Here is a 13,148-nt window from a genome sequence, read left to right as displayed (position 1 = left end):
CGGAGGAGCGGGAGGTCAGCCGCCGTACTCCGGGACGTAGCTGATCTGGTTGTCACCGTTGGCGGTGTCGCCCTGATCGCCGATGACCTCATCGGTCGTTCCCGTGCCGCGCGGCGTGGCGGGCACGAGGTCGGCCGGGCGCTGCCGAGCGAGCATGCCGCGGACGTGCTCGCGGAACCACCGGTGCGCGCGATCGGCGTCGTTGCGCGGGTGCCAGGCCATGCCGATCTCGATCGGCGGGATGTCCAGCGGCACGGGGAAGGTGCGCAGCCCGAGCGCGTCGAGCCAGTCGGCCGCGGGAGCTCCGGGCAGGGCGAGGCAGACGAGGTCGGTCGTCCTGGCCAGGAGCATCGCGCTGGTGTGACCGGGCACGGTGATCGGGACCCGGCGGCGCAGCCCCTGCTCGGCCAGCGCCGTGTCGATGGGTCCGCGGCGCTTGCCGGTGCGGGACGTGCTGATGTGGTCGGCTTCGGCGAACCGGCGGGCGTCGATGGGACCGTCGAACAGCGGATGGCCCTGCCGGGCCACGCCCACGAGTGCCGTGGTGATCAGCCGGTCGGAGCACGTCTCCGGGTCGAGGTGGCCGAGCACGCCCAGTTCCAGGTCCACCACGCCCTGCCGGAGCGCGGGAGTGCCCTCGAACGACTCCGGCAGGAAGACGACGCTCACGTGCGGGGCCTGCGACCGGAGCGTGGAAATCAACGGCGCGGCGAGCCCGGCGAGCAGGAAGTCGCCTGCCTGCACGGTGAACACCCGGTGCAGCGTCGCCGGATCCGGGACGTCGGTGGCGGTGAACACCGACTCGGACCGCTCGATGAGCGCCCGCACCTCGCCGCGGAGTTCGAGGGCTCGTGCCGTGGGTTGCAGCGCCTGCCCGGCGCGGACGAGCAGCGGATCTCCCACGATCCGCCGGAGGCTCGCGAGCTTCCGGCTGACCGCGGCCGGTGAGGTGCCGAGCCGTTCGGCCGCCCTGGTCACGCTGTTGTCCGCGAGCAGGGCATCGAGCACCAGCAACAGGTTCAGGTCCACGCGCGCCTCCACCATCTTTTCGCTGAGGGCAATGATTCCATGCTGATCTTTGCATTGCCGGCATCGATCGGCCCGGCCAGGCTTGAGGGTGTTCGCACGGCGCGGATCGCTGACCGCGCCGTCCTCGGAAACGTCCTGAGAGGGAACCGATCATGCGAAGTCCCGCCAAGACAGGGAGATCCGGCGACGTGCTGGCCGTGGTGAGCCAGAGCGGTTCCACCGTGTCGTTCTTCGACGCCGAGTCCGACCGGGGCGTCGGCGTCGTCGAAGTGCCGCCCGAACCGCACGAACTGCTGTTCGACCCGACCCACCGCGTGCTGTGGTGCACGCACACCTACCGATCGGGCTATTACCACGCGAACGCGGGCCGGCGCAGCGAAATCACCGCGATCGACCCGGACGGCAAGCGGATCATCGACGTGGTCGACCTCGCCCCCGAGCACGCTCCGCACGGCCTGGCCCTCGACGCCGACCGCGGCCGGCTGTACGTGAGCGTCGAGGGCGCGCCGGGCCGGTCCGGTGGTGTGGTCGTCGTCGACACCGGCTCGCGCAAGTCCCTCGGCCGGATCGACACCGGAGCGCCCGGCCCGCACTGGTTCGCGATCGGCCCGGACGGCACGACGGGGTACGCCACCAACAAGGAGGCGCCGTTCGTCTCCGTCGTCGATCTCGTCGCGGGCGAGCTCGTGGGCCGGGTCGAGGTCCCGGGCAGCGAAGGACTGGCGGTGTCGGCGGACGGCGCCCGCGTGTACGTCGGGGGACCGTACGTCTCGTTCACCGAGGACGGCTCCGCGAACGCCAACGGCGTCCGGGTCATCGACGCGGAGACCCGAACCGTCGCCGAGGTGCTGCCGACCGAGAACCGGGTGATGCCGGTGCACCTCACCGCGGGTGGGAAGTTGCTGGTCGGGGAGCTCCGGCCGCGGCCGGCCGCGGCCTCCGGCGTGACCGGGCAGGATCCCGGGCGGTTGGTGGTGTTCGCGGCGGACGGCCACGAGCGGCTGGGGGAGCTGGAGATCGGCCGGAGCCCGCTCACCATCACCTCTTCGCCGGACGGCGCCCTCGGTTACGCGTCCTGCGTCGTCGACTCCGCGGTGGACGTCGTCGACCTGAATTCGCTGCGAGTGCTTACCCGGATCCGCGTCGCGAAGGCCGGGGACGCCGGCGCGCACGGCCTCGCCTACGTCCCGTGCGCCGGGTGAGACGGCGACGGCGGCCGGTTCGCGCGGCGGTGTCGCACGTCCCCGGAACGCGCCGGTGCCCGGGTGCGGATCGCGCACCCGGGCACCGGTCGGAGGAGCGGGAGGTCAGCCGCCGTACTCCGGGACGTAGCTGATCTGGTTGTCACCGTTGGCGGTGTCGCCCTGATCGTTGATGACCTTGTCGATCGTTCCCGTGCCGCCCAGCGAGACGGACACGAGGTCGTGCATCTTGACGCCCGGGTTCACCGGAACCTCGAACGAACGCGCGGCCGTGACCTCGGGGTTCGTGTCGAAGAAGCAGTAGCTGCCCAGGCCCCACGCCTCGTGGTCGGTGACGTCGTCGGCGACCTTGTACGCCGCCCAGCCGCCGTCGCCGCCCCACGCCGCCTGGTCCGGCGGGTCGTAGGGGAACTCGTTCTGGAAGAAGTAGGTGCGGCCGCCGTTGCCGTTCCACACCACGTTGTTCTTCTGGTAGTGCTCCACGAACAGGCCGTGCGCGGTGACGTTGTCGCCGTTCACGATCAGGCCGGTCTCGGCGGTGTTGACGTCCCAGCCGACACCGTCGCCGTGGTCGGCGCGCCACATCCACGAGTGGTCGAGCAGCACGTCGTTGCTGTTGACGGTCAGCGTGTTGGTCGCCTTGCCCACGCCGGGGCCGCCGATCCGGAAGAACACGTCCGAGAGCTGCGTCGGGTTCTCCGCGTGGCTCTGGTCCGCGCCCTCCTCGCCGAGGGTCATCAGCGACGGCGAGTTCTGCTCACCGGCGTCGATGAACAGCCCGGCCAGCTTCACACCGTCCACATCGGCCACCGACACCGCGGGCTTGCCGGTGTCGGGGACGAGCGAGGCCATGCCGATGCCGAGCACCACGGTGTCCGGGTTGTCGACCTTGATGGTGTCGTCGAGGTGGTAGACGCCGGGGGTGAACAGCAGGTGCTTGCCCTCGGCCAGCGCCGCGTTGATCGTCGCGGCGTTGTCGCCCTCCTTGGCGACGTAGAAGTCCGCCAGCGAGATCTGCTCACCTTCCGGTGCGCCGTTCGCCCAGCTGACCCCTTGGGTGTTCTCCCGCAGCGCGGGCACGAACACGTTGTAGCCGCCGTCCTCGCCGATGTTCAGGAACGGCTTCTCCCGCAGCTTCGGGGTTTCCGGCACGTTGGTGTGCGACGGGTCCGGGAAGTGCTGCTCGGGAGCGCCGACGGTGCCGGTGAACATCATGTTCCACACCGAACCGTCCCAGCCGCCGGCCAGTTCGCTGTTGCGGGTGAGGAACTGCTGCTGCGAACCGGACTCGACCAGGCCGTCGATCTTGGAGTCGGCGATGTAGCCGCCGCTGGCCCAGCCGTCGTACCCGTTCCACAGCTGCATCTGACCGCGCATGTGCATCCGGCGGTACGGAGCGGCCTGGGACACGGCCCAGCGCTCGATCTCGCCGTCGGGCGGCGTGACCGAGAGGTTCTCCGCGGTGCGCCAGAAGTTCTGCGTGGCGTTGCCCTCGCCCAGCCAGTCCGCCTCGACCCGCACGTGGCCGTTCAGGTTCACGTCGTCGGGCGACATGCCCAGGCCGGCGACCTGCGTGTTGAAGCCGAGGTTCACGTCGGCCGAGTAGTCGCCGGGCTGGAACAGCACGGCGTCGCGCTCGGGACCGAACTGGTTGGTGTGCTGGCGCTCGGCGATCTCGTCGAGCTTGCCCTGCAACTCGCCCGCGGGAGTGGACGGGGTGGCGATGTAGGTGTTGGGACCGAAGTCCGGGTTCTTCGGGTCGGTGTCGCGCACCGCCTGCGCCGGTTGCGGCGCCGGAGCCTGCGGCTCTGCCCCCGCGGCGGTGACGGTGACGAGCCCTGCGGCCACGGCCGACGCGGTCGCCAGCGCCAGCACCGCCTGCCGCGGGCGGGTCTCGGTTCTACCGAAGATCTTCATGCTGCTGCCTGTCTGACGGGGCGGGGGTCTGCGACCCCTCGCGGTTGAATCCTTGGGGAGCGGGAGATGTCCGGTGTCGTGGGCTCCTTCCTGGGGCGGCGTGCTGCGCCCGCGGCCCGGTGGGCGGCGGGGGATCGGGGGACGTCGGCGCGGCGAGGCCTGCGCGGAGGGGGAGCGGCACGGCGAGCCTTTCCGACGAGGGCGTGTCCAACGGGTTCCGCGGTCGCCACGTGGGCGGCGGTCCGCGCGGGACTCGTCCGGCTCGTCGTCGCTCGCGGGTGGCCCGTGGGGTGGCCGCTCCCGTGAGAACGCTCCCATGATTCTGCGGTCCCGCGTCCGAAAGTCAAGACCGGAGATCGCCCGGGAATTCCCGGAGATGTGAATGGGAAAAGGAGTTCCGCCCGGATCGTCGGATGAGAACTTGACCCCGCGATTGCCGTGTTGTTAACTCACCCCTGCTCGTCGTCGGAATCGGTTCCGAAGGGCTCTCCCGGTCTCGCGGGCGATGCCGGCGCAGGGCGGTGATGCGATCGGCCGCGGTCCACCCACCGGCTCGGGTGGACCCGTGGTCGCAGTGCTCACCCGCAGGTCATGGCGGTGCGGAGCGGGATGCGCGTGGGGCGCGGCCCGGTTCGGCGCCGCGGTGCGCGGCTGCCGTCGGGTGGTCGTGCGACTCGCTTGGCGAGAAATCGACAGCGGAATTGACGAACGGCGCGTCCGCGCGCTCGACAATGGTGAATCGTCGAGACCGGGCGAGACCGTTCGCGGTCCACCGTCCGGTCCGGGTTCGCGTTTCACGGGCTCTCCGGAAGCCCCGTGCCGTCGGAAGCCCTGTGCCGTCGGAAGCCCCGTGCCGTCGGGAGACCGCCGTCGGGAGACCCCGCGTTCTCCGGCGGTTCCGCGCTCCGGAACTCCCCGGGAAGCGCGGCGGGGCCGGCCGCGCGTGCGCGACCGGCCCCGCTCGAAACCGGCTCAGCTCACGACCGGCAGCGACCGGCGCACCGCCGGGGTCACCCCGTCGCTGGCCGTGGCCGCCGCGACGCGCTCCGCGTCCGGCCTGCCGTAGAGGCTGGTGCGCTGCCGCAGCGGGCGCCCGGTCGGCGCCACCAGCTCCGCCAGGTCGCTGATCGTCTTGTAGGAACCGTTGTCGGCGCCGGCCATCCTGCTGATCGTCTCCTCCATCAGCGTGCCGCCCAGGTCGTTCACCCCGCCCGCCAGCACGTCCCGGCAGCCGTCCACGCCCAGCTTCACCCACGAGCACTGGATGTTGTCGATCAGCCCGTGCAGCAGGATGCGCGCCACCGCGTGCACCGCCCGGTTCTCCCGCGGCGTGGTGCCCGCGCGCGCCAGCCCCGCCAGGTAGATCGGCGAGTTCTGGTGGATGAACGGCAGCAGCACGAACTCGGTGAACCCGCGCTTCCCGGTCTTCTCCAGGGATTTCCGCTGCAGCTCGCCGATGAGCTTGAGGTGCCCCACCCAGTGCTCCGGGGTGTCCACGTGCCCGTACATCATCGTGGAGGTGGTGGGGATGCCGAGCTCGTGCGCGGTGCCGACCACCTCGATCCAGCTGGAGGTGGGCAGCTTGCCCTTGGTGAGCACCCAGCGCACGTCGTCGTCGAGGATCTCCGCGGCGGTGCCCGGCAACGAGTCCACACCGGACTCGTGCGCGCGGGTCAGCCAGTCCCGGATGGACAGGTTCGTGCGGGAGGCGCCGTTGACGACCTCCATCGGGCTGTAGGAGTGCAGGTGGATGCCGGGCTGCCGTCGCTTCACCTCGGCGGCCAGGTCGAAGTAGGCGGTGCCGGGCAGGTCCGGGTGGATGCCGCCCTGCATGCAGATCTCCGTCGCGCCCGCCGCCCACGCCTGGTCCACCCGGTCGCCGACCTGGGACAGCGACAGCGTGTAGGCGTCCGCGTCGGTGCGCCGCTGCGCGAACGCGCAGAACCGGCAGCCGGTGTAGCAGACGTTGGTGAAGTTGATGTTCCTGGTGACCACGAACGTCACGTCGTCGCCGACCGCGTCCCGGCGCAGCCCGTCGGCCAGCGCGGTCACCGCGTCCAGGTCGGCGCCGTCGGCGTGCAGCAGCGCCAGCGCGTCCTCGGTCGGCAGGTTCGCCGGGTCCTGCTCGGCGCGCCGCAGCGCGGCCCGCACGTCGGCGTCCATCCGGCGCGGCGCGGTCGGCACCCGCTCGGCCAGCTCACCCCAGTCGCCGTAGACCGAGTCGAAGTCGCTGCGCCGGTCGCCGGTGCGCCCGACGGTGTCGACCTCCACGTGCAGGTCGGTGCGCCCGCTGCCCGCGAGGTTCTGCCAGCCGCCGTCCGGTTCCTGCCAGGTGATGCCGGTCGGCTGCACGCCTTCCCTGGCGAGGCCGGTGTCCGGGTCGGCGAGCGCCGCGACGTGCGCGTTCAGCCGCGGGTCCAGCCACGGCTCGCCCGCCCGCACGTACTCGGGGTAGATGGTGAGCCGCTCGCGCAACCGGAACCCGGCCTGCTCGGTGAGCCGCGCCAGCTCGTCGATCTGCGGCCACTCGCGCTCCGGGTTCACGTGGTCCGGGGTCAGCGGCGACACCCCGCCCCAGTCGTCGATGCCGGCGCGGATCATCAGCGCGTACTCGTCGCCGATGAGGTTCGGCGGCGCCTGCACCCGCATCTTCGGGCCGAGCACGATCCTGGTGACCGCGATGGTGGCGGCCAGTTCCTGCAGGTCGGCGTCGGGGGTGGCGCGCATCTTCGTGTCCGGCTTGGCGCGGAAGTTCTGCACGATCACCTCCTGGATGCCGCCGTAGGCGCGGGCCGCCTTGCGGATCGCGAAGATCGCGTCGGCGCGCTCGCCGTGGTCCTCGCCGATGCCGATGAGGATGCCGGTGGTGAACGGGACCGTGGTGCGCCCGGCGTCCTCCAGGACCCGCAGCCGCACTTCGGGGTCCTTGTCGGGGGAGCCGAAGTGCGGGCCGCCCTTCTCGGTGAACAGCCGGGCGGCGGTGGTCTCCAGCATCATGCCCATCGACGGCGCCACCGGCTTGAGCCGCTGCAGCTCCTGCCAGCTCATCACGCCCGGGTTCAGGTGCGGCAGCAGGCCGGTCTCCTCCAGCACCCGGATCGCCATCGCCCGCACGTAGGACAGCGTGTCGTCGTAGCCGTGCGCGTCGAGCCAGTCGCGGGCCGCCGTCCAGCGGTCCTCCGGGCGGTCGCCGAGGGTGAACAGCGCTTCCTTGCAGCCCATCGCCGCGCCCTTGCGGGCGATGTCGAGCACTTCGTCCGGGGACAGGTAGGGCGATTCGACGCGGCCCGGGACGGTGACGAACGTGCAGTACCCGCAGCGGTCCCGGCACAACCGGGTCAGCGGGATGAACACCTTGCGGCTGTAGGTGATGACGCCCTCGCGCCCCACGTCGCGCAGCCCGGCGTCGCGGGTGCGGGCCGCGTACTCGGCCAGCCGGTCCAGGTCCGCGTCCCGCGCCTGCAGCAGCACGGTGACCTCGTCGCGGTCGAGCGCCTTGCCGTCCCGCGCGCGGGCGAGGGCGCGGCGCATCGCCGAGGCGTTCGGGGCGGCCGCGGTGGTGGGAACGTCGTCGGAAGCCATGCGGGGAACGCTAAGCGGCCCCCGGCGACCCTCGCCAGTACACGAACGCCCCCCCCCGCCACCGGTCCGTCACCGGCGGTGTCGTGCCTGATCAGCGGCTCACATCCGGTTGTGGGCGGCGACCGGCGCGTGTATTACCTAAAGCATGGCTTCGATCGTCGGCAAGCGGATCGGGGGCCGCACCTACTACTACGCGGTGGAGTCCGCGCGGGTGGACGGCGAGCCGCGCATCGTGGCCCAGCGCTACCTCGGCACCGCCGAGGACGTGGCGGCCGCGGTGGACCGGGTCGCCGCCGAACCCGAGCACACCCGCCACCTCGCGTTCGGCGAGGTCGCCGCCGTGTGGGGCACGATCCGGCGGCTGGACCTGGCCGGGATCGTGGACGCGGCCGTCGGCAGGCAGCGCACGGCGGTCTCGGCGGGAACCGTGGTGGCGCTGGCCGTGCTGCACCGGGCCACCGCGGACCGGGAGCCGGCGCGGTGGTGGCCGGAGGTGTCCCGGTTGATCCGCCCCGAGCCGCCCGCGCAGCTGTGGGAACCGGGCCGGATGCGGCGAGCGCTGCGCAAGATCGGCCCGGAGCAGCGCCGCGAGGTGGAGTTCGGGATGGCCGCCGCGGTGCGCGCGCAGCTGGGCGCCCCGGACGTGCTGCCCGCGCTGGTGGTGGACGTTCCGCACCTGAGCTCCCCGGCCGCACCGGACCGCGGCGAACCGGCCGGGATGGGCGTGCTGGTGAGCCGGGACGGCACGATCCCGCTGCTCACCCAGGACCACCTGTGCGGCCGGGCCGACCGCGCGCCGTACGGGGAGCTGGCGCGGCGCCTCGCCGAACGGCACCGGGAACGGGCGGGCACCGGCGAGATCACCGTGGTGCACGACGCGGGCACCCATCCGCACGCGCACCCGGAGGCCGGGCTGGGCTTCGTCGGCGGCCTGCTGCCCGGCGACCACCCGGAGCTGCTGGCGCATCCGCCGACGGCGCGGCGCCCGGTGGACCCGCGGCGGCTGCCGGGGCTGACGGCGCTGGACACCCGGGCCGTGGTGGACGGGGTGAGCAGGCGGGTGCTGCTCACCCACTCGGAGACGCTGCACGCGGCGCAGGCCCGCGGGTTCACCGAGGCGCTGGGCCAAGCGGCGCGGCGGCTCGACGGTCTCGCCGAGGCGCTCGCCGCGGGGGACAACCGGCGGTCCCGGGACCACGTGCTCGCGGAGATCTCCCGGATCACCCGGGTGCGCTGGCTGGACCGGGTGCTGGTGACCTCGTTGCAGGGGTCGGCGCCGGGGGAGCTGCGGCTGCACTGGCACATCGACGCGGCGGCGCGCAGGCGGGTGGCCGCGGAGTTCTTCGGCAAGCAGCTGCTGGTCACCGACCGGGACTCGTGGTCCGCCGCCGAGGTGATCACCGCCTACCGCGCCCGCTACCACCTGGACTCCACGTTCGGCAGGCTCCGCGGCCCGCAGACCCGCGGGCGGGCGGACGCGGAGCGGATCGCGGTGGACCGGATGATCTCGGTGCTGGCCGTCTCGGTGCTGCACCTGATGCGGCAGGAGGCCAACCAGGCCGGGCTGGACCTGTCGGTGCGGGAGATGTTCGAGCAGCTCGCGGGCATCCAGGAGACGGTGCTGCGCTACCCGTCGACCGGGGGCAGGCCGCGCACCCGCCGGGTGATCACCGATCGCACCGAGGTGCAGCAGCGCCTCTACGACCTGTTCGACCTGGACCGCGCCGCGCCGCGCAGGCGGTGAGCGGCCGGAATCCGGCGGAACCTGGCCGTTTTCCCGCGGTCCCGGGAAGTCGATCACTCCTAGCGTGAGGTCATCGGACCGGACCACGGAGGACTGATGACCGAGAACCCGGGCGCACCCGCCCCCACCGTCGCGATGCTGGTGTTCGACGGGATGACGCTGCTCGACCTGGTCGGCCCGCAGGCGGTGTTCACCGCGGCGGGCATGCAGGTGTCGCTGGTCGGGGCGACGCCGGATCCGGTGCGCTGCGACAGCGGGGCGCGCATCGAGCCGACGGCCACCTTCGCGGATTGCCCGGTCGAGGTGGACGTGCTGTTCGTACCCGGCGGGGACGTCAGCGCCCTGCTGTCCGACGCGGCCGTGCTGGAATTCCTCGCCGACCGCGGGCGCACCGCCGGGTACGTGACCTCGGTGTGCACCGGGTCGATGGTGCTGGCCGCGGCCGGGCTCCTCGACGGGCACCGGGCGGCGACCCACTGGGCGACGCGGGAGCTGCTGGCCGGGCTCGGCGTCGAGGTGTCCGCCGAGCGGGTGTGCGAGGACGGCAACCGGATCACCGGCGGCGGCGTCACCGCGGGCATCGACTTCGGGCTCACCCTGGTGGCCCGCCTGCTCGACGCGGAGACCGCCGAGTTCGCGCAGCTCGTCCTGGAGTACGACCCGGCGCCGCCGTTCGACGCGGGTACGCCGCAGCGCGCGCGGCCGGAGCAGGTCGCCCGGCTCCGCGACGCGCTGACCGGACAGGGCTCCGCGCTGGTCGCCGCGGTCGAACGCGTCGGCCGCCGCGCGGGCTGAGCGCAGGTCCGGATGGAGGAATCCCGTGCAGGGCAACGGGATTCCTCCTTGCGCGCGGCCGGGTCGTCTGGTGGGTTCGAGCAGGAGCCGCCGCAGCGAGGAGCCGCCGATGACCGCCCGCATCCTGGACTTCGAGACCGTGGACCTGCGGTTCCCCACCTCGCGGGAGCTCGACGGTTCCGACGCGACGAACCCGGCGCCGGACTACTCGGCGGCCTACCTGGTGCTGCGCACCGACCACCCGCGGGTCCCCGCGGGCCACGGGTTCACCTTCACCATCGGCCGCGGCAACGAGCTCGTCGTGGCCGCCGTGGAGGTCGTCGCCCGCCGGGTCCGCGGGATGCCCGTCGAGGAGATCACCGCGGACCTCGGCGGCTTCGCCCGGCACCTGGCCGCCGACAGCCAGCTGCGCTGGCTCGGCCCGGACAAGGGCGTGCTGCACCTGGCGACGGCCGCCGTGGTGAACGCGGTGTGGGACCTGGCGGCGAAGCTCGCGGACCAGCCGGTGTGGAAGCTGCTGGCCGACATGGCGCCGGACCGCATCGTGGACCTGGTGGACTGGCGCTACCTGCGCGACGAGCTGAGCCCGGCGGCGGCCCTGGACCTGCTGCGGCGCGCCGAACCCGGCCGGGCCGAGCGGGAGCGGCGCGTCCGCGAGAGCGGCTACCCGGCCTACACCACCAGCGCGGGCTGGCTCGGCTACGACGACGCGAAGTTGCGGCGGCTGTGCCGGGACGCGGTCGCCGCCGGCTGGGACTCGGTGAAGCTGAAGGTCGGCGCGGACCTGGACGACGACCGGCGGCGCTGCCGCATCGCCCGCGAGGAGCTCGGTCCGCACCGCCGCCTCATGATCGACGCGAACCAGGCGCTCGGGGTGGCGGACGCGATCCGCTGGCACCGCGGCCTCGCCGAGCACGACGTCCACTGGTTCGAGGAACCCACCAGCCCCGACGACGTGCTCGGGCACGCCGCGATCCAGCGCGCCATCGCCCCCACCCGGGTCGCGACCGGCGAGCACGCGCACAACGCCGTCATGTTCAAGCAGTTCCTGCAGGCGGAGGCGATCGGCGTCTGCCAGCTCGACGCGTGCCGGCTCGCCGGGGTCAACGAGGCCGTCGCGGTGCTGCTGCTCGCCGCCGCGCGCGGGGTGCCGGTGTGCCCGCACGCCGGGGGAGTGGGGTTGTGCGAACTGGTGCAGCACCTGTCGATCTTCGACTACGTGGCGGTGAGCGGGTCGATGGACGGGCGGGTGGTGGAGTACGTGGACCACCTGCACGAGCACTTCGCCGACCCGGTGCGGCTGCGCGGCGCGCGCTACCTGCCACCGGACGCACCGGGCTACAGCGCGCGGATCCTGCCCGAGTCGCTGCGCCGCTTCCGCTTCCCCGACGGCCCGGAGTGGGCGGGGCGATGAGCCCGCGGGCTGCCACTGTCGGCGGCTACCGCGAACCGCCCGGAACGGGCAGACTTCCCCCTGATCATCGAGCGGATGCGCTCGTGGGCTGGACGGAAGGGGAACCGATGCGGCGTGCGAGACCGGGGATGCTGCTGCTGTGCGGGGTGCTGGCGGCGATGGCGCTGCCCGGAGCAGCGGTGGGGGCCGGATCAGCGACGGGGGCCGGATCAGCGGCGGAGGCCGAGTCGGCGGACGGGACCGGATCGGCGGTGGCGCCGGCCGCGACGGGGACCCCGCTGTCCGACGACGTGGCCTACTACCCGACCACGGTCCGGCTGCGGCACGCGGGCGAGGACTCCGGGGCGGTGCTGACGGCGACGGTGAGCTTCGGGCCCGGCGGCGGTTCCGTCCCCCTCTACGAGAGCACCGACGACGGCGTCACCTTCACCGAGGTCGGCCGCATCACCGATGACGGCTTCAGCGACGGCCTGTGCTGCGGCTCCCTGCTGGAACTGCCGAACCCGGTGGGAGATCTGCCCGCGGGGACGCTGCTGTGGACGGGCAGCGCGGGCGCCGACCAGGAGACCGACCGGCGGATGCGGCTGCCGGTGTTCCAGAGCCAGGACCGCGGCCGCACCTGGACGTACTTGTCGACCTGCGCGACCGCCACCGGCACCGGTGGCATGTGGGAACCGGAGCTGGCCGTGGACGCCGCCGGAACCCTCGGCTGCTACTACGCCGACGAGAACCAGCCCGGCCACAGCCAGGTGCTGCACCGCACCACCTCCACCGACGGCGTGAACTGGGACGCGCCGGAACCGGTGGTGCAGGTCCCGGAAGGCGACCTGCGACCCGGGATGGCGGTGGTGCGGCCATTGCCGGACGGCCGCCACTACCTGTCCTACGAGATCTGCGGCGGGGGCGACCCGTACAGCTGCGCCGCCTACTTCCGGCTCTCCGACGACGGCTCGGACTGGGGCGATCCCGCCGCGCACGGCACGCTGCTCGCGACCGAGGACGGGCGGTTCTTCGCGCACGCACCGAAGATCACCGTGACCCCGGACGGGAAGGTCGTCACCGTCGGCCAGGAGCTCAAGCACGCCGACGGGACCGTCGCCGAGGGCAACGGGGCGACGCTGTTCGTCACCGAGCAGCCGGGTTCGAGCACACCCGTCCCGATCCCCGCACCCGTGGAGGTCCCGGCGGCGCGCGACGACCCGTGCCCGAACTACAGCTCCTCGCTGCTGCCGGTCGGGGAGGAGCAGGTACTGGAGATCGCCACCGACTACGACGACGAAGGTCGCTGCCGAGCGTATTTCGCGACCGGCGATGTGTGATCGTTCGTCCCGCTCCTGTTGCGGGGTGGGTCGGGTGGCGGAACCTCAGCGCTTTCCTCGCGAGGACAGCGCTGAGAACCCGCGGGTGGTTCTGCTGCGTGCTGGGTTGCTGCTCACAGCGGCATCGCCGCTGACAGGAAAGGGAA

At 72.7% G+C, this 13,148-nt stretch carries 8 protein-coding genes; 5 read left to right on the top strand and 3 right to left on the bottom strand.

Annotation, left to right across the window (positions count from 1 at the left end; translation table 11 throughout):
* Nucleotides 1-15 precede the first annotated feature (15 nt).
* Nucleotides 16-1,029, bottom strand: a complete 1,014-nt coding sequence (locus LCD35_RS28680) for a LysR family transcriptional regulator (RefSeq protein ID WP_225045237.1) — start codon at nucleotides 1,027-1,029, stop codon at nucleotides 16-18.
* 152 nt (nucleotides 1,030-1,181) lie between these two features.
* On the opposite strand from LCD35_RS28680, the gene LCD35_RS28675 reads away from it, so the two are divergent.
* The gene (locus LCD35_RS28675) at nucleotides 1,182-2,231 is read left to right on the top strand and encodes a YncE family protein (protein ID WP_225045236.1); all 1,050 of its coding nucleotides are present in this window, start codon (nucleotides 1,182-1,184) and stop codon (nucleotides 2,229-2,231) included.
* A 105-nt stretch (nucleotides 2,232-2,336) separates the two neighbouring features.
* On the opposite strand, the gene LCD35_RS28670 is transcribed toward LCD35_RS28675, so the two are convergent.
* Together LCD35_RS28670 and LCD35_RS28665 are read right to left on the bottom strand one after the other, a co-directional pair.
* Nucleotides 2,337-4,148, bottom strand: coding sequence for a sialidase (locus LCD35_RS28670; protein WP_224958628.1), 1,812 nt, complete (start codon nucleotides 4,146-4,148; stop codon nucleotides 2,337-2,339).
* Between the two features lie 972 nt (nucleotides 4,149-5,120).
* On the bottom strand, nucleotides 5,121-7,730 hold the full coding sequence (locus LCD35_RS28665; RefSeq protein ID WP_225045235.1) for a bifunctional FO biosynthesis protein CofGH: 2,610 nt from the start codon (nucleotides 7,728-7,730) through the stop codon (nucleotides 5,121-5,123).
* 145 nt (nucleotides 7,731-7,875) lie between these two features.
* Between LCD35_RS28665 and LCD35_RS28660 the strand changes: the two genes are divergently transcribed.
* From LCD35_RS28660 to LCD35_RS28645, 4 genes are all read left to right on the top strand, one after another.
* Nucleotides 7,876-9,474, top strand: coding sequence for a transposase (locus LCD35_RS28660; protein ID WP_225045234.1), 1,599 nt, complete (start codon nucleotides 7,876-7,878; stop codon nucleotides 9,472-9,474).
* Nucleotides 9,475-9,570: 96 nt separating this feature from the next.
* The gene (locus tag LCD35_RS28655) at nucleotides 9,571-10,269 is read left to right on the top strand and encodes a DJ-1/PfpI family protein (RefSeq protein WP_225045233.1); all 699 of its coding nucleotides are present in this window, start codon (nucleotides 9,571-9,573) and stop codon (nucleotides 10,267-10,269) included.
* 109 nt (nucleotides 10,270-10,378) lie between these two features.
* Entirely contained in the window at nucleotides 10,379-11,683 is a 1,305-nt protein-coding gene (locus LCD35_RS28650) for an enolase C-terminal domain-like protein (RefSeq protein WP_224958632.1), read from the top strand.
* Nucleotides 11,684-11,790: 107 nt separating this feature from the next.
* Nucleotides 11,791-13,002, top strand: a complete 1,212-nt coding sequence (locus LCD35_RS28645; RefSeq protein WP_225045232.1) for a sialidase family protein — start codon at nucleotides 11,791-11,793, stop codon at nucleotides 13,000-13,002.
* Nucleotides 13,003-13,148 lie beyond the last annotated feature (146 nt).

Source organism: Saccharopolyspora sp. 6V (assembly GCF_020176785.1).
GTDB lineage: Bacteria > Actinomycetota > Actinomycetes > Mycobacteriales > Pseudonocardiaceae > Saccharopolyspora_C > Saccharopolyspora_C gregorii.
The sequence above is the reverse complement of the archived record's forward strand: the minus strand, read 5'-3'. Positions and strand labels throughout refer to the sequence as shown.

Bases quoted from the DNA above. Each gene is read 5' to 3' on its own strand.
- LCD35_RS28655 (WP_225045233.1), top strand. From the start codon at position 9,571: ATGACCGAGAACCCGGGCGCACCCGCCCCCACCGTCGCGATGCTGGTG.
- LCD35_RS28675 (WP_225045236.1), top strand. From the start codon at position 1,182: ATGCGAAGTCCCGCCAAGACAGGGAGATCCGGCGACGTGCTGGCCGTG.
- LCD35_RS28645 (WP_225045232.1), top strand. From the start codon at position 11,791: ATGCGGCGTGCGAGACCGGGGATGCTGCTGCTGTGCGGGGTGCTGGCG.
- LCD35_RS28665 (WP_225045235.1), bottom strand. From the start codon at position 7,730: ATGGCTTCCGACGACGTTCCCACCACCGCGGCCGCCCCGAACGCCTCG.
- LCD35_RS28650 (WP_224958632.1), top strand. From the start codon at position 10,379: ATGACCGCCCGCATCCTGGACTTCGAGACCGTGGACCTGCGGTTCCCC.
- LCD35_RS28670 (WP_224958628.1), bottom strand. From the start codon at position 4,148: ATGAAGATCTTCGGTAGAACCGAGACCCGCCCGCGGCAGGCGGTGCTG.
- LCD35_RS28660 (WP_225045234.1), top strand. From the start codon at position 7,876: ATGGCTTCGATCGTCGGCAAGCGGATCGGGGGCCGCACCTACTACTAC.